The 20,777-nt window shown below is 52.3% G+C and carries 20 protein-coding genes; 13 read left to right on the top strand and 7 right to left on the bottom strand.

The features are described 5' to 3' along the window. Nucleotides 1-19: 19 nt before the first annotated feature. Together yihI and IDSA_RS06875 are read left to right on the top strand one after the other, a co-directional pair. On the top strand, nt 20-499 hold the full coding sequence (gene yihI, locus IDSA_RS06880; protein ID WP_034775404.1) for a Der GTPase-activating protein YihI: 480 nt from the start codon (nt 20-22) through the stop codon (nt 497-499). Next, nucleotides 492-968 (top strand): DUF2489 domain-containing protein, encoded by a 477-nt coding sequence (locus IDSA_RS06875; protein WP_051986149.1) that lies wholly within the window; start codon nt 492-494, stop codon nt 966-968. Before yihI ends, IDSA_RS06875 begins: the two co-directional genes overlap by 8 nt. Here IDSA_RS06875 and IDSA_RS06870 read toward each other — a convergent pair. Continuing rightward, nucleotides 965-2,239 (bottom strand): metal-dependent hydrolase family protein, encoded by a 1,275-nt coding sequence (locus IDSA_RS06870; protein ID WP_084694068.1) that lies wholly within the window; start codon nt 2,237-2,239, stop codon nt 965-967. The genes IDSA_RS06875 and IDSA_RS06870 overlap by 4 nt on opposite strands. A 171-nt stretch (nt 2,240-2,410) precedes the next feature. Here IDSA_RS06870 and cysE point away from each other — a divergent pair, with 171 nt between their 5' ends. After that, a complete protein-coding gene (gene cysE, locus IDSA_RS06865) occupies nt 2,411-3,208 on the top strand; it encodes a serine O-acetyltransferase (RefSeq protein ID WP_034775402.1) in 798 nt (265 codons plus the stop codon). A 68-nt stretch (nt 3,209-3,276) separates the two neighbouring features. On the opposite strand, the gene IDSA_RS06860 is transcribed toward cysE, so the two are convergent. Together IDSA_RS06860 and IDSA_RS06855 are read right to left on the bottom strand one after the other, a co-directional pair. Then, complete coding sequence (locus IDSA_RS06860) at nt 3,277-3,483, bottom strand: cold-shock protein (RefSeq protein WP_034775401.1); 207 nt, start codon at nt 3,481-3,483, stop codon at nt 3,277-3,279. Between the two features lie 207 nt (nt 3,484-3,690). Then, complete coding sequence (locus IDSA_RS06855; RefSeq protein ID WP_034775400.1) at nt 3,691-4,239, bottom strand: hydrolase; 549 nt, start codon at nt 4,237-4,239, stop codon at nt 3,691-3,693. A 155-nt stretch (nt 4,240-4,394) separates the two neighbouring features. On the opposite strand from IDSA_RS06855, the gene IDSA_RS06850 reads away from it, so the two are divergent. From IDSA_RS06850 to IDSA_RS06840, 3 genes are read left to right on the top strand one after another with little or no spacing between them, the layout of a single operon-like run. After that, nucleotides 4,395-5,408 (top strand): GGDEF domain-containing protein, encoded by a 1,014-nt coding sequence (locus tag IDSA_RS06850; protein WP_034775399.1) that lies wholly within the window; start codon nt 4,395-4,397, stop codon nt 5,406-5,408. A gap of 57 nt (nt 5,409-5,465) precedes the next feature. Then, a complete protein-coding gene (purE, locus tag IDSA_RS06845; protein WP_034775398.1) occupies nt 5,466-5,957 on the top strand; it encodes a 5-(carboxyamino)imidazole ribonucleotide mutase in 492 nt (163 codons plus the stop codon). After that, nucleotides 5,954-7,042, top strand: coding sequence for a 5-(carboxyamino)imidazole ribonucleotide synthase (locus tag IDSA_RS06840; RefSeq protein ID WP_034775397.1), 1,089 nt, complete (start codon nt 5,954-5,956; stop codon nt 7,040-7,042). Before purE ends, IDSA_RS06840 begins: the two co-directional genes overlap by 4 nt. On the opposite strand, the gene IDSA_RS06835 is transcribed toward IDSA_RS06840, so the two are convergent. Both IDSA_RS06835 and IDSA_RS06830 read right to left on the bottom strand, forming a co-directional pair. Beyond that, complete coding sequence (locus tag IDSA_RS06835) at nt 7,039-7,701, bottom strand: alpha/beta hydrolase (protein ID WP_034775396.1); 663 nt, start codon at nt 7,699-7,701, stop codon at nt 7,039-7,041. The genes IDSA_RS06840 and IDSA_RS06835 overlap by 4 nt on opposite strands. Before the next feature lie 4 nt (nt 7,702-7,705). After that, entirely contained in the window at nt 7,706-8,326 is a 621-nt protein-coding gene (locus IDSA_RS06830) for a DUF502 domain-containing protein (protein ID WP_034775394.1), read from the bottom strand. A 54-nt stretch (nt 8,327-8,380) separates the two neighbouring features. On the opposite strand from IDSA_RS06830, the gene IDSA_RS06825 reads away from it, so the two are divergent. Next, on the top strand, nt 8,381-8,941 hold the full coding sequence (locus tag IDSA_RS06825) for a glutathione S-transferase family protein (RefSeq protein WP_034775392.1): 561 nt from the start codon (nt 8,381-8,383) through the stop codon (nt 8,939-8,941). A gap of 44 nt (nt 8,942-8,985) precedes the next feature. After that, entirely contained in the window at nt 8,986-11,136 is a 2,151-nt protein-coding gene (locus IDSA_RS06820) for a prolyl oligopeptidase family serine peptidase (protein WP_034775391.1), read from the top strand. Nucleotides 11,137-11,207: 71 nt separating this feature from the next. Here the strand turns inward: IDSA_RS06820 and IDSA_RS06815 are convergent, their stop codons facing one another. After that, nucleotides 11,208-13,220 (bottom strand): tetratricopeptide repeat-containing diguanylate cyclase, encoded by a 2,013-nt coding sequence (locus tag IDSA_RS06815; RefSeq protein ID WP_198024050.1) that lies wholly within the window; start codon nt 13,218-13,220, stop codon nt 11,208-11,210. A gap of 342 nt (nt 13,221-13,562) precedes the next feature. Here IDSA_RS06815 and IDSA_RS06810 point away from each other — a divergent pair, with 342 nt between their 5' ends. Beyond that, the gene (locus IDSA_RS06810) at nt 13,563-15,701 is read left to right on the top strand and encodes a S9 family peptidase (protein ID WP_232221277.1); all 2,139 of its coding nucleotides are present in this window, start codon (nt 13,563-13,565) and stop codon (nt 15,699-15,701) included. Nucleotides 15,702-15,769: 68 nt separating this feature from the next. On the opposite strand, the gene IDSA_RS06805 is transcribed toward IDSA_RS06810, so the two are convergent. Continuing rightward, nucleotides 15,770-16,486 carry a YebC/PmpR family DNA-binding transcriptional regulator gene (locus tag IDSA_RS06805; protein WP_034775389.1) on the bottom strand — a complete coding sequence of 239 codons (717 nt, stop codon included), beginning with the start codon at nt 16,484-16,486 and terminating at the stop codon, nt 15,770-15,772. A 116-nt stretch (nt 16,487-16,602) separates the two neighbouring features. Here IDSA_RS06805 and IDSA_RS06800 point away from each other — a divergent pair, with 116 nt between their 5' ends. The 4 genes from IDSA_RS06800 (at nt 16,603) to IDSA_RS06785 (ending at nt 20,671) form a co-directional block, all read left to right on the top strand. Then, on the top strand, nt 16,603-17,541 hold the full coding sequence (locus tag IDSA_RS06800; RefSeq protein ID WP_034775388.1) for a YeiH family protein: 939 nt from the start codon (nt 16,603-16,605) through the stop codon (nt 17,539-17,541). A gap of 90 nt (nt 17,542-17,631) precedes the next feature. Then, nucleotides 17,632-18,390, top strand: coding sequence for an EAL domain-containing protein (locus IDSA_RS06795; RefSeq protein ID WP_034775387.1), 759 nt, complete (start codon nt 17,632-17,634; stop codon nt 18,388-18,390). An 84-nt stretch (nt 18,391-18,474) separates the two neighbouring features. After that, complete coding sequence (locus tag IDSA_RS06790; protein WP_034775386.1) at nt 18,475-20,082, top strand: ABC-F family ATPase; 1,608 nt, start codon at nt 18,475-18,477, stop codon at nt 20,080-20,082. A gap of 31 nt (nt 20,083-20,113) precedes the next feature. After that, nucleotides 20,114-20,671 carry a 4'-phosphopantetheinyl transferase family protein gene (locus IDSA_RS06785; RefSeq protein ID WP_034775385.1) on the top strand — a complete coding sequence of 186 codons (558 nt, stop codon included), beginning with the start codon at nt 20,114-20,116 and terminating at the stop codon, nt 20,669-20,671. Nucleotides 20,672-20,777 lie beyond the last annotated feature (106 nt).

The raw sequence follows: 20,777 nt of genomic DNA, 5'->3' as shown, positions 1-20,777 counted from the left end.
CCCTTAAACTGGATAGTTTATGACCCGTCGTAAGAAAACCCGCAAGACCGGCCCACTGGCCGCATCACAAAAGCCTAAATCAGAATTAGACCGGACGCCTACGGCTAGTAAGGTCACCCCTGGTAAAGGACGGAAGCCTGGCAGCCGCATGAATGAACTTTCTGAAGCTACCCGGCGTAAGTTATCAGCCAGCCAGAAAAGTCAGCAAGACCCGCGGATTGGCAGCAAGAAGCCAGTCGAACTGGTGTCGTCGGTAACTGCAGCAGTAACACCAAAGCCAAAGCAGAAGGCCTTTGATGAAGAAGCCGCCTTTGCCGAACTGCAGGCGCTGGAAAATGATCCGCGGCTGCAATCCTTGCTCGAGCGGTTGGATCAGGAAGAAGAGCTAAGCGATGCCGATCTGCGCTATGTGGATGAGCGTACTGAGCGCTTCAGTCAGTTAGCTGGGCAGCTTGGTATTGATGTGAATGACGATGATGAATGGGAAGACGATGACTGATTACGCGATACCCCTGTGGGGCTGGATTGTCATTGGTGCGGCAATAGCCGTTATTGTAGTACTGGCGTTCATTGCCGGGCGTCTGCTGGCACGTCTGCATCAGCAGCAACGCCGCCGTCAGGAAGCCATGACCAAGCGCAACACCAGCCTTGATGAAAGCGTCACCACCCTCGCCCGGGCCATGGAGCAAGGTCAGTGTGACTTCTCTGAGGGCGCGCTGCGCATTGTGGTATTACTTGATCATCGCGCTGAGCCGGAAAAACCGGACTATGCGGCCAAATACCCGGCGCTGCATCAGATGTATGAGCGGATTAAGCACATGCCAACGCATGATGCCCGCAAGCAGTTTCCGAAAAAGGAAATCCGGCGCATGGATGAAGAACGGGAAGGCTATGAGCGCGAGCTGAAGGACGCCATTTTAAAAGACGTCCGCCAGCTGCGCGAAGATTTCAGGGAAGATAAAGCTTAGTTTTTATAGACCAGACCGTCTTTGATGACCAGGTCAACCGCGCTCAACAGGGTAATATCTTTTAACGGGTCACCGGTTACCGCAACCACGTCGGCCCGCTTTCCTACTTCAAGCGTACCAATATCGGTAACACCTAACAGCGCGGCGGCTTCGGCCGTTGCGCTGCGGATAGCGGTGAGCGGTGGCATCCCAGCCTCGACCATGTAGATAAACTCACGATAGTTCTCACCGTGGTCAAATACACCGGCGTCGGTACCAAAGGCGATTTTTACGCCAGCTTTGTATGCTTCAGCAAAAGTGTTCTGGATCAAAGGACCGATAGCGGCAGCTTTGGGCCGTACAATTTCCGGAAAATAGCCATCAATTTTAGCTCGTTCAGCCACTGACTGGCCGGCAGTAATAGTCGGCACGTAGTAGACGCCTTTAGCTTTCATGGCGTCCATAACTTCGGTATCCATGTAGGTGCCATGCTCAATGGAATGCACACCCGCCTTAATTGCGCGCAGCATGCCTTCTTTACCATGGGCATGCACGGTTACTTTCATACCGTAATCTTTGGCGGCAGCAACTACGGCTTCCAGCTCGTCCATCATAAACTGAGGGTTCTGGCCGCTTTTTGCCATGCTCAATACGCCGCCTGTGACGGTCAGCTTGATTAAGTCAGAACCATCCTGATAGCGCTCACGCACGGCCTGACGAGCCTCGTAGGGGCCGTTAGCGACGCCCTCAGCCGGGGTAGGCGAGTCGTAAAGTCCTTCACGGGCGCCATTGGTAGGATCGGCATGGCCGCCGGTGGTGGCAATTGATTTACCGGCAGTAAAAATGCGTGGGCCTGTTACCTTTCCGGCATTGACGGCGTTACGCAGCGAGATACTGGCATTAAACGAGTCACCAAGGTCACGTACCGTGGTAAAGCCCGCTAACAGGGTTTTCTCGGCATAGTAAACGGAGTCCAGCGTTACGTCGGCGGCGTTCTTGGTATACCTTTCGATGTAGCTGCCGCGCGCCATTTGTGAGGTCAGGTGCGTGTGCATATCAATAAAGCCCGGCATGACGGTGCCCGAGCGGCGGTCAATGATGACATCGCCAGCCTCGGCTTTACGGAAGCCTTTTTCCACCGCGACAATGTGCGCGCCATCAATGATCAGCGTCATGTTTTGCTGCGGCCCATTGGCGGTGCCATCAATCAGGGTGCCGGCATAGACTAAGGTGTCAGCCTGGGCGCTGTGCGTACAGGCCGCAATAACGGCAATACCTAGTAATTTACGCATAATGCTGTCTTCTCTGTTATTGGTTAATGATAGGTTCACCTTACGCTGCTATTAGTTGCGAGATCAAGCCAACTGCTGGCAGCCTGACTGATATTCAAGGTGAATTAACGCTATAGCACGTAAATTGATATACTAGACCACAGAAACCTTGATCTGATGGTAAGACGATAGATGTTTACACGCATTCGCGAAGATATAAAAAGTGTATTTAACCGGGATCCGGCCGCCCGCAACGCCTTCGAGGTGCTGACCACCTATCCGGGGCTGCACGCCGTATGGTTTCACCGGTTGAGCCATAAATTATGGACCTGGCGCTGGTACTGGCTGGCGCGCTTTATCTCGACTATATCCCGCTGGTTTACTGGCGTAGAAATCCATCCCGGCGCCCGCATTGGCCGCCGGTTCTTTATCGATCACGGCATGGGAGTGGTCATTGGCGAAACAGCCGAGATTGGCGATGATGTCACCATTTACCATGGCGTGACCCTGGGTGGCACCAGCTGGGATGGCGGTAAGCGCCATCCCACGCTGAAAAACGGCGTGGTGATTGGTGCCGGAGCCAAAGTTCTGGGGCCAATTGAAGTAGGAGAAAATGCCCGGATTGGTTCCAATGCTGTGGTTGTGAAAGCGGTACCCGCAAATACCACGGTAATGGGAATTCCGGCGCGCGTGGCCAGTTCCCCGCAGGATAAAGAAGCGGTGAAGCGGCGTGAAGAAATGGCTAAAGCCTATGGCTTCGATGCCTATGCGATTTCGGCCGATAATCCGGATCCGGTGGCGACCGCTATGGGTCGTATGCTGGATCATGTTCACGTACTGGATCAAAAGGTCAGCGACTTATGTAAGGCTGTCAACGAGTTAGGTGGGGACGTTTGTGAAAAACTACCTGAAGTCGAGCTCGATGATGTGGATTTTATTAATGCTGAGCAGAAAGCTGCCGAACGGCGGCAGACTAAGAAAAAGGAATAAAAAAAAGCCGCTCAGTGAGCGGCTTTTTCGATAAAGAGTTCGCTTAACGCGAGCACCTTATGCAGTAATTACATAGGTACTACGTTTTCTGCTTGTGGGCCTTTAGGACCTTGAGCGATAGTGAACTGAACTTGCTGGCCTTCAGCCAGAGTTTTGAAGCCGTCAGACTGGATTGCACTGAAATGTACAAATACGTCTGCGCCTTGTTCTTGCTCGATGAAACCGAAGCCTTTAGCTTCGTTAAAGAATTTTACTTTACCAGTTACTGTAGACATGCTGTGAATTCCTCGTATTGCATGTGAAAATCTAGGGTATTGCTAATAAAAATACGTGTATTACTTGGGACTTACAAAACGAGGTACAGCAATAGACTTCGTAACAGACCACAATCAAACAGCCGAATTTTTCTAGCGACAATTAGTATACGCGAGAACAGCTTATTGTCAATTAAACTTTTATTAACGCTCTCTATGACGGGAGCCCTAACCCCGAATCCAGTTCTTGGTGATATGTCGGAACTGATCTGTCGCACCCCGATGTAGCCATTCATAAGCGGCCATTTCCGAAGAAATAACGCAAACGCCGGCCTGACGTAGTCGTGCTAAGGCGGTTTCTTTATCGCTTGGCCGCCGCGAGCCGACCGCATCCTCTACCACATAGACCTGATAGCCGCGCTGCTGCAGTTCAACAGCTGTCTGTAAAATACAGACATGCACCTCCATGCCCATAAGGATGACCTGCTTGGGTTTGATCTCGTCCAGCGCGTCCATAAAATGTGGTTCCTGCACGGCGCTAAAATGGATTTTCTCAACCACCCGGGCATTTTCAATTACCCCGGCAAGTTCGCTAACACTGATACCAAGACCTTTTGGATATTGTTCAGTGACGACTACCGGCACGTGCAGTTCATTGGCTATTTCACCCAACCAGCGCATCCGCGCAATAAGTTGATCACGCTGGTGGATGACCGGCGCCAGACGCTCCTGGACATCGACAATAACCAGCAGGCTGTCGGCTGCTTTAAGTAGCATAGGTTTGAATCCTTTACGTGTTCAATTAATAGTTGTCTATTGTGCCGCAAACGAGTTGCTATTCACAGTTGTAGGTTATAGTTTAAACGGAGCGACAACGTGATAACTGGCAAGACGCTCCTTGGCGCAACCACTAGCCTGACCGGATGACGACCATGAATTCATTGCATATGGATAAAACATCATCAGAACACAGCCTCTGGCAGCAATTCCGGCTGAATGCCATGCGGCTTATCTATTTTGGTGTTGGCCTGGTAATGGTGGTGATGGCTGCATTCTATTTTACCGATCAGAAATTTATCGGTGCCTCTGCTTTACTGTTAACCGGCCTGGCGTTTCTGGTCGCTGGCTATATTTATCGTGACAAGTTAGCCCCCCAATGGCTTAATTTTTTATTTATCTGCGCGCTGGGTTTGCTGGTGAGTATTTCGATGCGTCAGACTGGCGTTCTCGGCGTGTACTGGATGTACCCCGTACTGGCGATGGTTTTCTTCATGTTTGATAAAGCCATCTTTGTACTGGTTATTATGTTGATTTATGCGCTCTTTGCCGCGGTCACATATTGGTTTCTACCGTTCGATTACGCCTGGCGTATCGCTTTATCTATGTTGGTGCTGATCGGAGTCGGAGCAGTTTTTCTGATATTAATGGCGCGCCTGCAGCGCAACCTGGATCAAGCCACCGCGACGGACACCCTGACCGGTTGCTATAACCGTGATCATCTTGCCGACCTGCTGCAGCAAGCAATAACCAAGGCTATCCGCCGCAAACAGCCGCTATCGGTGATGGTGCTTGACCTTGATTCCTTTCAGTCGGTAAACGACAAGTACGGCTATATGTTCGGCGACCGGGTGCTGCAGGAGACGGTTAGCCGTATTCGGCAAACCGTAGGTGACAAGGCAATAATTGTTCGCAGCCGGGGCGCTGAATTTACCGTGCTGTTAGCGGGCACTTCCCTGAATGAAGCTGCTGAGATCGGCAGTGAAGTGCTGAACCGCATTCGTCATGAACCTTTTTCAGTAAAAACCATGATGACTACAGTTACCGCTAGTGCGGGCGTAGCTCAGCATAAGCCGGGGCAGAGCTGGGATGAGGTGCTGGAAGCCGCCGATGCGGCTATGGGCAAGGCCAAGACTCAGGGCCGCAACCGGCTGAAGATTGCGCAATAAATTTGCACCCGCTCGCGAGGCTGGCTACAATTCGCACCTTTCCAAAAGGAGCACCTCATGGCACCTGTACTTATTCTGATGGGCTCGCAATCCGACTGGCCCGTAATGCAACATGCAGCGCAAATGCTCAAAGATCTTGGCGTTGAATGGCGCGCCGAAGTGGTGTCTGCGCACCGTACGCCCGACTTGCTGCAGACGACTATGCAGCAGGCTGAGCAGGACGATGTGCCCGTGGTCATTGCCGGCGCTGGTGGCGCTGCGCATTTACCCGGGATGCTGGCAGCTTTTACCGCTATTCCGGTATTGGGCGTACCCGTGCCGGGGAAACAGTTAAAAGGCCTGGATAGCCTGCTCTCAATTGTGCAGATGCCAAAAGGCGTCGCTGTCGGTACCCTGGCGGTAGGGCCGGCTGGCGCAGCGAATGCTGGTCTGTTGGCGGCGCAGATTATTGGCGTCAGCGACAAGTCTGTGCGTGACCGGGTGCAGCGGTTCCGCGCTCAACAGCGCGAAAAAGTGATGAGCGGAGCCAAGCTGGAGCTGCCGGAATGAAGTTACTCTTTATCGGTGATGGTCAGCTCGGCCAGATGCTTGGCGGCAGCGCAATAAGCCATGGGCACGAGTGTCTGCTGTACAGTACCCGCACCGAAAAAGTAAAACCCTTATCCGCGCAGGTTGACCTGCAAATGAGTCTGACGGATGCCATCGCCTGGGCCGATGCCGTGAGCTGGGAACATGAAGATATCCCCGCTGATATTATTGCCGCCGCCCATGACAAATTCCTGATGGATCCGGCGCGCATTAAAAGCCTGACCGACCGCCGCGCGGAAAAGAAACTCTTTGATGACTGCCAGTTGCCAACGGCACCCTGGAAAAGCTACCACACCGAAACTGAACTGCAGCGTTTGCTTGAGCAAAGCGATTATCCGTTGGTACTTAAGACGGCCCGCGGCGGCTATGACGGTAAAGGGCAATGGCGTTTTAAATCAGGCGATGACGCCGCGGCGCTCGCTACCGAGGCTGGTGTACAGTCCGGTATCGCTGAGCAATTGATCCCGTTTGAGCGCGAGGTGTCGCTGGTCGGCGCGCGTGGTAAGGATGGCAGCGTCTGCTGCTACCCGTTAATCACCAACGTTCACCAGCGTGGTATTCTGAGTTATAGCCTGGGCGCGATCGACAGCGTCCCGGAAGCGTTACAACGCCGCGCAGAAACCTGCTTCAGACGTCTGACGGATGCGCTGAATTACATTGGCGTGCTGGCGATTGAGTTTTTCGTGGTCGGTGAGGGTGCTGATGCCCGCTTACTGATCAATGAAATTGCGCCGCGGGTACATAATTCGGGCCACTGGACTATGACGGGCGCCAACTGCAGCCAGTTCGACCTGCATATTCGTGCGTTGACAGGTATGACGCTACCGGAACTGCGCCTCGAACCCACCTTAATGATTAATGTCATTGGCGCGGAAAAGATCCCGGTCGGCTTATGGCACCACAGTGACACCCATTGCCACTGGTACAATAAAGATGCCCGTCCGGGGCGCAAAGTCGGCCACGTGAATGTACGTGTCAGTGATCGCAACAGCGCTTTACGCTGGGTTGATCAGTGGGCTGATAAGCTGCAGGTGCTGGCGAACTAAGTCGCCAGTACCTTGGTTAGCCAGTTACTGATTTCCTGAATCTGCTCAGGGCAAACCTGGTGCTCCATATCAAACGCCTGATAATCCACCTTGTAGCCGTGATCCATCATCCAGGACTTAGCCTGTTGCCCAAGCCGCTCAGCGACTATAGGATCCTGTCGGCCATGTTGAATCATTACCGGTAAATCCTGGTTTGCCGGATGCAGCTCAATAGAAGGTGCCGTTGCCAGATAACTGGATAACACCAGTAGCCCCGCCAGCCGCTCGGAATGGGACAGCGCCGCCTCGTAAGCAACCGCGCCGCCTTGTGAAAAACCTGCTATCACGATGTGCTCACTGGGTATCCCACGCTCATTTTCGCGCGCAATCAAATCCGCTACGCTGTCTGCTGAGGCACGCAGCTGAGCAGTGTCTACCTTACGATCAATGGTCATATCCGTGATGTCGTACCAGGCCGGCATCACCATGCCACCGTTAATGGTTACCGGAATTTTCGGCGCGTGGGGAAAGATAAACCGCACCTGTACCGATTCTGGTAAGCGCAGGTGGGGTACCAGTGGGGCAAAATCGTTACCGTCAGCACCAAGGCCATGTAACCAGATAATGGCACGGTTTGCCGGCTGGTCCGGCTCAATTTCAACACAGGGCAAATAGGGCATGCTGTTATGAGTCCTTGCTATCATTTTTGGGGATTGCTTTATTCTTGCCCAGGCCGGCACTGATAGTCAGCTGCATGGCATCGGCCGGGGACATATTCAGTGGTTTAATACAGCTGCGTGGCACGATAATGGTGTAGCCACCAACGTTGTAACTCATCGGCAGTAATACTGCGACATGGTCTTCGTCGAGCAGCGCCGAGAGCCGGTCGCCATCGACACCACTGCGTTTGGTAATAATGCCTATCAGGCGCACGTCACCGCCCGCCAGGGTCACCAGCACCACGGATTCATCAGCAAAACTTTTGCCCGACATCAGATCCACTGCTTCGGTGAGGGTGCCGTAGAGGTTGCTCAGTACCGGCATGCGCTCGATTATTTTGCCAGGCAACGCCCAGAACTTATTCACAATTTGCCAGCGGGTACTGAAGCCGACAAAGATGGCGATGCCAAGAAAGCTGATAAAGGCGAGCCCTGGCAGATAATAATTCTCACCAATGAGACTGATCCATAACGGACGTAGCCAGGCCTCGACGGTTACCAGCAGCCAGTGCACCAGAGCCACCGTTAAGGCGATAGGTAATAAAACGGCCAGGCCTTTGAGTAAATACTGAAGCGCTTTTTTCATTATGCTAATCTCTTGTACAACATATCTATAGCTTAACGTTTTTCAGGACTCAGTATGAAGTTATTTGGCAGTTATACCTCGCCTTACGTGCGCCATTGTCGGATCGTGCTGGAAATGAACCGGCAGGATCACCAGCTCATTCCAGTCGATTTTTCCGCCAGCGCCAGTCAAAGCCCAACCAAGCGTGTTCCCTATTTCGAACATGATGGGGTGAAATTGCATGATTCTGCGGCGATCATCCGTTACCTGCGAAGCCTGGCCGAGCAACCCTTTTGTGAGGATCCGGCCGATTTTGATCTCTTCTGCATGGTCAGTACCGCCATGGATACGGAAATTAACCTTTTTCTACTGGAGCGCGATGGGCTGGCGCCAGAGCAAAGCCCTTACTTACAGCGTCAGCGCGATCGTATCGAAAGTATTCTGGCGGATTTAAACCAGCGCGAATTGCCGTCAGAAGGTCCCTATACTGATGGTCAGCTGCGGTTGGCCTGCTATCTGAGTTGGGCACAGTTTCGTCAGCGCCTGGATATTCACCAGTGGCCGGCATTACAGCAATTTTTAGCATCGTTAAACAACCAGCCGTGGTTTGCCAATACCCACCCGGCATTGAGTTAATGTATAGTGAGCAACAGTAATTATCAGCTTATGGAGTGCACAGAATGAAATACCTTACCGTTATGGTTGGCGCGGCGCTGTTAGCGGCCTGTTCACCACAGCAGCAGGACAAAGAAAAAGAGACCGCCGTCGATGCGGAGGTCACTTATCCGGTGACCTATCGGGGCAATGTCAGTGATACTTATTTTGGTACCGTAGTGAGCGACCCGTATCGTTGGCTGGAAGACGATCGCAGCCCGGAAACTGAAGCCTGGGTTGAAGCACAAAACGAAGTGACCTTTGAGTACCTCGAGAAGATCCCCTACCGTGATGATATCCGGGAGCGTCTGACCGAACTCTGGAACTACGAGAAAATCAGCGCGCCCTTTACTGAGGGTGAATACACCTACTTTTATAAGAATGACGGGCTGCAGAACCAGTACGTGGTATACCGCACTGATGCTGAGGGCAACACCGAAGTATTTCTTGATCCCAATACCTTCAGTGAAGACGGCACCACGTCGCTGGCGAGCTTAAGCTTTTCTAAAGACGGCTCACTGGCCGCTTATGCGATTTCTGAAGGTGGCAGCGACTGGCGCAAAATTATCGTGATTGACGCTGAAACCAAAGAGCAGCTGGAATCAGAGCTGGATGATGTCAAGTTCAGTGGCATTTCCTGGTATGGCAACGAAGGCTTTTATTATTCAAGCTATGACAAGCCCGAAGGTAGTGAGCTGTCGGCGAAAACCGACCAGCACAAACTCTACTATCACAAGCTGGGCACGCCACAGTCAGAAGACGAAGTAGTATTTGGTGGCACTGAAGCACAGAAGCATCGCTATGTAAGTGGTTCAGTGACTGAAGACGATCGTTATCTGCTGATTTCTGCGGCGGTATCAACCTCAGGCAACAAACTCTTTCTGAAAGATTTATCTGAGCCAGGCAGCGCCATGGTAACTATTCTGGATCATACCGATTCAGATACCTACCTGCTTGATAACCAGGACAGTACCTTATATCTGGTGACCAACCTGGATGCGCCGAACAAGCGCGTGGTAACGGTGGATGCGAGTAACCCGCAACCAGCGAACTGGCAGGATTTTATCGCCGAAACTGAAAATGTGCTGAGCCCTTCAACCAGTGCCGGCTACATTTTTGCCGAGTACATGGTTGATGCTATCGCCCAGGTTCAGCAGTACGGCTATGACGGCGAATTAATTCGTACCGTTGAGCTACCGGGGGTTGGTAGTGTTGGCGGTTTCCGCGGTGATCGTGATGATGAAGAAGTCTATTACACCTTCACGAACTACAATACCCCGTCAACCATCTACGAGTTTGATCCGGAATCAGGCGACTCAGTGGTTTACGAGAAATCACAGGCTGACTTTAACAGTGATAATTATGAGTCGAAGCAGGTGTTCTACACCTCTAAAGACGGCACTAAAGTGCCCATGATTATTACCCATAAAAAGGGCCTGGAGCTGGATGGTACCAATCCGACTATGCTCTATGGTTACGGCGGCTTTAATGTCAGCCTGACCCCGTCGTTCAGCGTTGCCAATGCGGTATGGCTGGAACTCGGTGGCGTCTATGCGGTGCCGAACCTGCGTGGTGGCGGTGAATATGGTAAAGACTGGCACATTCAGGGTACCCAGTTTAATAAACAAAACGTGTTTGATGATTTCATCGCTGCGGGTGAGTACCTGATCCAGGAAAACTACACATCGAGCAACAAACTGGCAGTCCGGGGTGGCTCAAACGGTGGCTTGCTGGTTGGTGCGGTCATGACTCAGCGTCCGGATCTGATGCAGGTTGCATTACCTGCAGTAGGGGTACTGGATATGCTGCGCTACCATACCTTCACATCAGGAGCCGGCTGGGCTTATGACTACGGCACCGCCGAAGACAGCCCGGAGATGTTTGAGTATCTGTATGGTTATTCACCGGTGCATAATGTGGAGCAGGGCGTGCGTTACCCGGCCACCCTGATCACCACCGGCGACCATGATGATCGCGTGGTACCGGCGCATTCATTCAAGTTTGCTGCTGAACTACAGGCCAACGACAACGGGCCGTATCCACAACTTATCCGCATTGAAACCAATGCCGGCCATGGTGCGGGTACCCCGGTATCTAAAACCATCGAGCAGTGGGCAGATATCCATAGCTTTACTCTGTACAACATGGGTATCAGTGCGTTGTCTGAACTGGAATAATCCAGTCGGCATTGAATGCTTCAGATAGTAGAGCCCGCGCTAACAACGCGGGCTTTTTTTATTCGGGGCGCTTATTCTTGAGCCGGACCATGAATCACGGTGACAGAAATGATGTTCTCGCTGATGGCACCGGGTAAGTCGGTTTCGAGGCGCTTGCGGGCTTTTTCAAAGGGCTCGTTCAGCTCCATGACGCCCCAGGCCTGGTTCCGGCCGTAGACTTTACCAGCATAGAGCGCCATATCGGCCAGCTGGAGGGTTTCCTCCCAGTCCATTTCGTTGTTATCAAGATCGGCGAAGGGGAAGCTGATGAAGCCCGCAGTGGCGGTAATAGGGATGGTGTGCCCGTCATGAGACACTGGCTGGCTGCCAATCACATCAAGCACACGCTGGGTTAAGCGCGGCATGGCGTCGTGTTCAGCGTCCGACAGGTAGATGAGGAATTCTTCGCCGCCCCAACGCACCACTTTATCGGAGTCGCGCGAGACCTCCACCAGCCGGCGTGAAATCTCCATGAGCACGGCATCGCCAGCGGTATGGCCGTAATGATCATTTATGCGTTTGAAATAGTCGACATCCAGCAGAATCATCGCATCTTCGCGCTTGGTTTGCCTTGCCTCTTTCTTCTGCCGCTCCAGTTCCTGCTGAATCGCCCGGCGGTTTAATAAACCGGTTAGCGGGTCGCGAATGGACTGATCGGCGAGCCTGGCGTTAGCATCTTTGAGCTTCAGGTTCGACTTACGCGCAGCACGGTACAAGAAATAAACCAGTACCCCGGCGATGGCCGCGAGGATGACCAACAGCGTCAGAATCAACTGGCGTTGTTCTTCGTTTTTCAGCAACTGTTGTTTAAGATCATTCTGCTGCTGCAACAACTTGATTTGCTGCGCTTTGTCTTTGTTGTCATACAGGCTTTGCAGCTCGGTCAGGTTTTTTTGTAGTTCCAGGCTGAACACCTTGTCGCGTAGGTCCCGTTGTTCCAGCAGAATTCGCGCCTGCTGCTGGTATTGTCCTGCCATCCCGAGTGCTTCCGCATATTCACCGAGCACACCTTCAAACTCTGAGTCGATCCAGGTATCACGGAAGCGATCCACGGCCGTCTTCATGGTGCTCAGCCCTTGTTCGTGCTCACCCTGATGAACATCAACGAACCCCAGGTTAAACTGGATCAGTTCAGCACTGACCGGATCCTCATGTTCCTGCGCCAGCGCCAGGGCCCGATTGAGAAGCTCTTCGGCTTCATTGTAGCGGCCGGTGCGGATATCCAGATCCGCCATATTATTGAGCACAATGCCATAGAGGTCGCCATTTTCTTCATCGCCGGCGAAATAGTTCTCCAGTTGCTGATAAACAGCTAAGGCGTCGTCATAATTGCCGCGGTCAGTTTCGGTAATGGCTTTTTGCAGCAGGATTTCGCCGTAAAAAATATCAGTCAGCTGCAATGATTCTGCCAGCGCAAGGGCTTCATCGGTATGGCGAATCGCTTCGTCATAATTCTTAAGCTGTGTCTGCAGCTGAGCAATGCGCAACTTAATATGAATACGGCGGATATGCGTACGGGAATCGTCGGTTTCGTCAACCGCGTCAGCTGCCTGTATTAAATGCTCCAGCGCCCGTTCGTATTGGTTTTTATTGCTGTATACCCGCGCGACCAGATTATGAATGTAATACCGTACCCGCGGCAAAGTGGCATCCTGCAAAGGCAATATCGCTTCATTGAGCAGGGTGTAGGCCTCTGTTAACTTGCGCTCGAGCAGCTTAAGCTCAATGTGGTTCGCTGCGGCCTCAGCGATGGCATCGGGAATGCCAGAGGCGTCAGCGAGTCGTGACACTCTGGAATGAATCGCATAGGCTTCTTCAACTTTCCCGGCATAAGCCTTATACATTGACAGGTAAGTCAGGGTGCGAACCTGGCTCATTATCGGCGTGGTATCAGTTAGGTTGTCGGTGATGGTTTGCAGTTCGGCGGCTACTTCTTCGGCACCACCTGCGTTGTTAAGCAATTCATCAAGCCGGGATTCCACCACGGGATCGACAGCAGGCAACTCCTGGGCCATTACTGCAGAACTAAGCTGTATTACAGCCACGGCAAAAGCTATACAAAAGAAAACTTTGTATAGCGAGCGCGGCATATAACTCCGTTTAGCAGTCACTTATTGTCAGATTCCCTGAAAAATAAAAAAATGTATTATATTTTGTTCGTCTCCATAGCTAAACAATACCGAACTGGTCTGACATGTGCAATTGTTCATGCGACGAACGACACCTATGTACGATAACAGGTATAGATGTTATATCAATGTTGTGATGAAATATTTTTTTACACTTTGCTAGTGCTTTCTGCCTGTTTTCTGTGAGATATATGGCAGTAGGTCCCGAATATACTAATCATGCCGCTATGAAGTCTGGCTGTAACAGAGAACAATAATATGACTATTACCTGTACACGCAAATCACTGTTTATCCCTTCATTGATGCTGGCGCTGCTGCTTTCCGCCTGCTCCGGTGAAACTCCGCCCCAGAAAAGTAGTGCGCCGGTCGCGGAACAGAGAGCATATGTGGTTGCATCGCCTCATGGTGATCGCGAAGACCCCTATTACTGGCTGCGTGACGATGCCCGTGCTGCGCCAGAGGTCATTGCCTATCTGGAAGCAGAAAACGCCTACTATGATGAATACCGCGCGGAGTACAGCGAGCTGACACAGACGCTGGAACAGGAAATTATCGGCCGTATCAAGCAGGACGACAGTTCAGTTCCTTATATCAAGGGCGACTATAGCTATGCAGTAAAATACGAAGAGGGTAACGAGTACCCGATTTATACCCGTACCCATCTTGAAACAGGTGACGAGCAGATAATGCTGGATGTGAACCTGCTGGCCGAGGGCGAGTCCTTTATGCAGGTTGGTAATCTGCAAGTGAGCCCGAATCAGCAGTTAATGGCTTATATGGTCGACAACACCGGCCGCCGCCAGTACCAGTTGCACGTTCGTGATCTGACCACAGGCGAGACTGTCGATAGCGGCATGGCCGGTCTATCGGCCTCGATTGCATGGGCACAGGATAACGAGACGCTGTTCGTTATTGAAAATGATCCGCAGACCTTGCTATCCACCCGCGTTCTTAAACACAAAATCGGCAATTCGCCGGATGCCGCCGAGCTGGTCTACGAAGAGCAGGACAACACCTTCTATATGTGGGTGAATAACAGCACTGACGGCGAGTACATCATGATTAATCTGGATGCCACGCTATCCGATGAAGTCCATGTGATGGATGGTAGCGATCTTGATGCCGGCTTCCAGGTCATAGCCCCGCGCGAGCGCAATCTGAAGTATGGGGCTGATCACCTTGATGGCCGCTGGATTATCCGTACAGATCTGAACGCGCCTAACTATCAAATCATGCAGGTTGCCGCTGACCAGCTGGGCGATAAAGCCAACTGGCAGCCGCTGGTAGAACACAGCAGCAGCGTGTTTATCCAGGACTTTACCGTATTCGAATCGCACCTGGCACTAAACGAGCGGAACGATGGCTTGCGTCAGATCCGGGTTATTGGCTGGGATGATATGGACAACTCAACCACCATTGCGGCGGATGAGCCAGTCTATGCCATGTATTTTGAGCGCAACCCGGAACAGGACACCGATACCCTACGTTACACCTACACGTCGCTGAAAACGCCTGCGATCGTTTATGCCTACGATATGAAGTCCGGCGTGCGCACAGTGCTGAAAGAGACTGAGGTGCCGAATTACGATGCCAGCAAATATGAAACCGCCCGTACCTGGGCACCAACTGCTGATGGCGTGAAAGTGCCGGTATCGCTGTTGTACAAAAAAGGCTTTAAGCCCGACGGTAGCGCTCCTCTATACCAGTATGCCTATGGCTCTTATGGCTCGACCTCTGAGCCGAGTTTCCGCTCGCCCGTGTTCTCACTGGTCGATCGCGGCTTCGTTTATGCCATCGCCCATATCCGCGGTGGTCAGGAAATGGGCCGCGACTGGTATGAAAGCGGCAAGCTGCTGAACAAGAAAAATACCTTTACCGATTACATCGCGGTAACGGATCATCTGGTAGCCGAGGGCTATGCGCATCCGGATAAAGTATTTGGCATGGGTGGCAGCGCCGGTGGCTTATTGATGGGCGCGGTGGCGAATATGGCTCCTGAGAAATATAAAGGCCTGATGGTACACGTGCCGTTTGTTGACGTGGTCACCACCATGCTGGATGAAAGCATTCCGCTGACCACCAACGAATTTGACGAGTGGGGTAATCCGAAGGAAAAAGCCTATTACGATTATATGTTGTCTTACTCGCCATATGATCAGGTCAGCGCACAGGATTATCCGGCGTTGCTGGTAACGACCGGCTTACACGACTCGCAGGTGCAGTATTTTGAACCGGCTAAGTGGGTGGCCAAGTTGCGGGCCCATAAAACCGACGCAAATCCGCTGATGATGAAAACCAATATGAGTGCCGGGCATGGCGGCAGTTCAGGCCGCTTCTCGCGGCTGAAAGAAACCGCTGAAGAATATGCCTTTGTACTGAATTTGCTGGAAGAGTAAAACGAACTGAAATGGGGCGTACCGCGCGTTAATTTGCGGTACGCCTGCATTTTATTTAAGAAAGCGGGTTAAAACTCCGCGTTGTGGTAGATGTTTTGCACGTCGTCACAGTCATTGAGCATGTCGAGGAATTTCTCCATCACCGCCACATCATCGCCGCTGACAGTCGTCATCACCTGCGGCAGGTACTGAATCTCATCAACATCAAACTCAAGATCAGGAAAAGCGTCAAGCAGTGCCTGCTTAGCTTTGTGTGACTCGGTGTGTGGAGCAAAAACGGTGATCTTGCCGCTATCTTCTTCGATATCGGTTACATCGACGTCAGCCATCATCAGCGTTTCAAGTACCGCATCTTCATCATCGCCGGCAAATACCAGAATCGCACAGTGATCAAACATGTGGGATACACTGCCAGGCGCGCCAATCTTCGATTTGGTTTTGGTAAAGCAGTTACGTACTTCGCCAATCGTCCGGTTTGGATTGTCGGTCAGGCACTCGACCATCACCATGCAGTTACCCGGCCCATAACCTTCATATACAGCTGGCGCATAATCTTCGCCGGCACCGCCTTTGGCTTTCTCGATGGCTTTGTCAACCACGTGCGCTGGTACCTGATCTTTTTTCGCGCGATCAATCAGCGCGCGCAGTGCCAGGTTCCCTTCGGGATCCACGCCACCTTGCTTGGCAACAACGTAAATTTCCCGGCCATACTTGCTGTATACTTTACTTTTAGCATTAGCTGTTTTGGCCATCGACTCTTTGCGGTTTTGATAGGCACGACCCATAAGCACTCTCGCTGAAGACTAATAACAAAGGCGCAATTTTATACTGACAGAGCGGGTGTGATCCAGTTAAAGGATCATTTTATCCCGCTTTATCCAATAGAAGAGGAGCGTTAAGCATGTCAATACGGCATCTGGCCTTCTGGCTGGCAGCACTGCTTTGCCTGACACCATTAATATCGGCGCCGCTGGCTTTGATCATAGGCTTCGCGCTGGCGGCCGGTGGGCTGGTACCCGCTGCCGTGCAGCCAGCACTTACGGTTAAAAAGTTACTGGCGGTGGCAATTATCGCACTGGGCTTCGGCGTGCAATTTGACGCGGCATTGCAGGCAACCGCTGACAATCTTGGATTGATGCTGGTGTCGGTAACTCTGACGCTGGTAATGGCTTTAGTGATTGCCCGTTGGTTGCGACTGGACTATACCACTGCACACCTGATCGGCTCGGGTAGCGCGATTTGTGGCGGTAGCGCCATTGCTGCTGTGGGTCCGGCAATGCGGGCCCGCGCCGATCAGATGGCCATAGCACTGGCTTGTGTGTTTGCGCTCAATGCTGTCGCCTTACTGGTGTTTCCGGTAATTGGCCGCTGGCTGACCCTGGACAGTTACACTTTTGGGGTGTGGGCAGCAATTGCCATTCATGACACCTCCTCGGTGGTCGGCGCCGCCCAGGCATACAGTGATGATGCGCTGGTTACTGCCACCACGGTGAAGCTGGCGCGGGCACTGCTGATTGTGCCCCTGGTATTGCTGACCAGCATGATCGCCCTGCGGCGTGATCCGGTCCAGGGCGCGAGCTCGGGCTTGCCTGGCATTCCACTTTTTATTTTCGGCTACCTGGCGGCCATAGCGATAGCAACGCTGTTTCCAGCTGGCGCGCCGCTCTATGACTTGCTATTCAGCGGTGGGAAACAGTTGCTGGTGCTCTGTTTGTTCCTGGTCGGCTGCAGCATCACACCCGCCCGGCTGCGCGCGGCCGGAGCTAAACCTATGCTGCTGGCAGTGCTGCTGTGGCTGTTCATTAGCATCGGTTCCCTGCTATGGTTACTCAACCGGTAGTCGGCAGGGGTCAGAAAGTTTCTATAAAGCTTTTCTTGAAGTAGCCGATAACTCGCTATTACGGGATTATTTCTAAAGGTACAGGTTGATATGGATTTTCCGGAATCGGTAAAGATGCAGACATGCCAGGACTGCCTGAGTGGCCAGGATCTTGGTTTCGAAATTAGGATGGCATTTCAGCCCATCGTCGATATTGAAAAGCAATGCATAATCGCCTATGAGGCGCTGGTGCGCGGGCCGGAAGGCCAGGGCGCCGGTTGGGTATTTGAACGTATAAATGATGATAACCGCTATTACTTTGACCAGGCCTGCCGGGTAAAAGCGATCGAAACAGCAACGCGGCTGCGCTGCGATACCCTGCTGAGCATCAACTTCCTGCCTAACGCTGTGTATAATCCGGAAACCTGTATTCAGGCGACTATCGAGGCTGCAGACCTCTATGGTTTTGATCTGACCAAAATAATCTTTGAAGTGACTGAGGGAGAGCAGATTCCCGATAAAGCTCATCTGCAGAATATCTTCCAGACCTATTCTAAGCGCGGCTTCTATACCGCTATTGATGATTTTGGTGCAGGTTTTGCGACCATGGACTGGCTGACCGACCTGCGGCCTGATTTTCTCAAGCTTGATATGGCATTGATCCGCAATATTGAGCAGCACCCGGGCCAACAACATGAGGTGCAGCAAGCGCTGGCGCAATGCCTTTTGCAAGGAACCCATGTGCTGGCAGAGGGTATCGAGTCGAAGGCTGAACTGGATTATCTGGCCGGCCTTGGCATCCGCTATTTTCAGGGCTACTACTTCGCCCGCCCCGCACTGGAAGAACTGGTTGGAGTTAATTTCAATTAAACGCAAACTTCCTTTGTAATTTGCCCTTAAAACACGTAGATTAGCGCGCTCAATTTTTATGCAATTCGTTTAGGTGTTGACTACGTGATTTCTGCTGCAAATATCACCATGCAATTTGGTGCTAAGCCTTTATTTGAAAATATCTCCGTGAAGTTTGGCCAGGGTAACCGTTACGGTTTAATTGGTGCGAATGGCTGCGGAAAATCTACCTTTATGCGCATTCTCAGTGGCGAACAGGAGCCATCCTCCGGCAACGTTTCGGTTGAGCCGAATATGCGCGTGGGTAAACTGCGCCAGGATCAGTTTGCCTATGAGAATTTCTCGGTGGTCGATACCGTGATCATGGGCCATGAAGAACTATGGGCTGTTAAGGAAGAGCGGGATCGCATTTACAGCAGCGCTGAGATGAGCGATGAAGACGGCATGCGGGTGGCAGACCTGGAAGTCCAGTTTGCCGAAATGGACGGCTACACCGCAGAATCGCGCGCCGGCGAATTGCTGCTTGGCGTCGGTATTCCGGTTGAACAGCATTTTGGGCCGATGTCAGCGCTGGCTCCGGGTCTAAAACTGCGGGTATTGCTGTCGCAGGTACTGTTCTCAGACCCCGACATCATGCTGCTGGACGAGCCGACCAACAACCTGGATATCAACACCATCCGCTGGCTGGAAAATGTGCTGTCTGAGCGCAACAGCACCATGATTATTATTTCGCACGACCGCCACTTCCTGAATAGTGTGTGCTCACATATGGCGGACATCGATTACGGTGAGCTGCGTGTGTATCCGGGCAACTACGATCAGTACATGTTTGCCGCCACCCAGGCGCGCGAGCAACTGCTGAACGATAACGCCAAGAAGAAAGACAAGATCGCTGAGCTGCAAAGCTTCGTCAGCCGTTTTTCTGCGAATGCGTCAAAAGCCAAGCAGGCCACCTCGCGCGCCAAGCAGATTGAAAAGATCCAGCTGGCCGAAGTCAAAGCATCAAGCCGGGTCAGCCCCTACATTCGTTTTGACCAGACCAAACAGCTATACCGGCTGGCGCTGGAAACCGTCGACGTGCGCAAGAGCTTTGGCGACAATCAGGTACTCAAAGGCCTGACTGCAACCATCGAAGTGGGCGAGAAAGTCGCTATTCTGGGTGCTAACGGTATCGGTAAAACCACCTTGCTGAAGTGTCTGATGGGCGAGTACACCCCCGACTCTGGCCTGGTTAAATGGTCGGAAAACGTCAACATCGGCTACTACGCGCAGGATCACGCTTACCTGTTTACCCAGAAGATCTCGGTGTTTGACTGGATGATGCAGTGGAAGCAACCGCAGGATGATGAGCAGGCGGTGCGCGGTGTACTGGGCCGTATGCTGTTCTCAGCGGACGATATCAGCAAGCCGGTGTCGATTTTGTCAGGTGGTGAGAAAGGCCGCATGGTGTTTGGCAAACTGATTTTACAGCGCCCGAACATTCTGGTGATGGATGAACCGACGAACCACCTTGATATGGAATCGATTGAAGCACTGAACCTGGCGCTTGAACAGTTTAAGGGTACCTTGTTGTTTGTCAGCCATGACCGTGAGTTTGTGTCCTCGCTGGCGACCCGGATTCTGGAAATCACCGAACGCGGCCTCAATAACTTTGACGGCTCGTACGATGACTACCTGCGCCTGCAACTGGAACAACAGAAAGATTGTGCATAACATCAGCCAGCGATAAGGATATACTGGCCTGATGATGACTTTTACCACTGACCTGCAGACGCTGTTACCGCAGCTCAGCCCCTGGCTGAGCGAAACGGAAGCGGCCCATGCACTTACCTACCAGCATCCCGCCCGGCAGCAGCAATACCAGGGCGGACGGGCACTGTTGCGTCAGCTGGTGTGCGAAACCCATGGTTATGCCCCGGAACAAGTTCATATCCGTCGTCAGCCCAACGGGGCGCCGCTGTTGCAGATAGCTGGCGTCAGTTGGTTCTGTTCGATCAGCCATACCGCCAACGCCGTTGCGGTAGCCGCCAGCCCCACCCAACCACTCGGCATTGATATTGAGCAGCTTAAGCCGCGCCGCCGGCAGGATGCCATTATTAAGCAATACCAGAATGGCTTCTTTGTGGACATTGGTCCCAATGATCTTGAAGGCTTTTATCAGCGCTGGACGCTGGCCGAAGCCGTGACCAAACTCGAGCAGGGTTTGTTACTGAAAACCCTTCGTCGCGACCCATCAAATTACCTTAAAAAGGCCGAATTTCAGCACCAGGATCACTGTCTCACCTGTCTGTATCGCCCCTGAACGCTATTTTAAAGCGCAATAAACTCCTTTTATGTCAACTGTTTAAGAATATTTAAGAAGCCTTCAGCCGGGCTTCAGGATCTTTAATAACGAATCGCCCATAGTT

The sequence above is a fragment of the Pseudidiomarina salinarum genome (assembly GCF_000753715.1).
GTDB classification, from domain to species: Bacteria; Pseudomonadota; Gammaproteobacteria; order Enterobacterales; family Alteromonadaceae; genus Pseudidiomarina; species Pseudidiomarina salinarum.
This window is presented reverse-complemented; position numbering and strand designations above follow the sequence as displayed.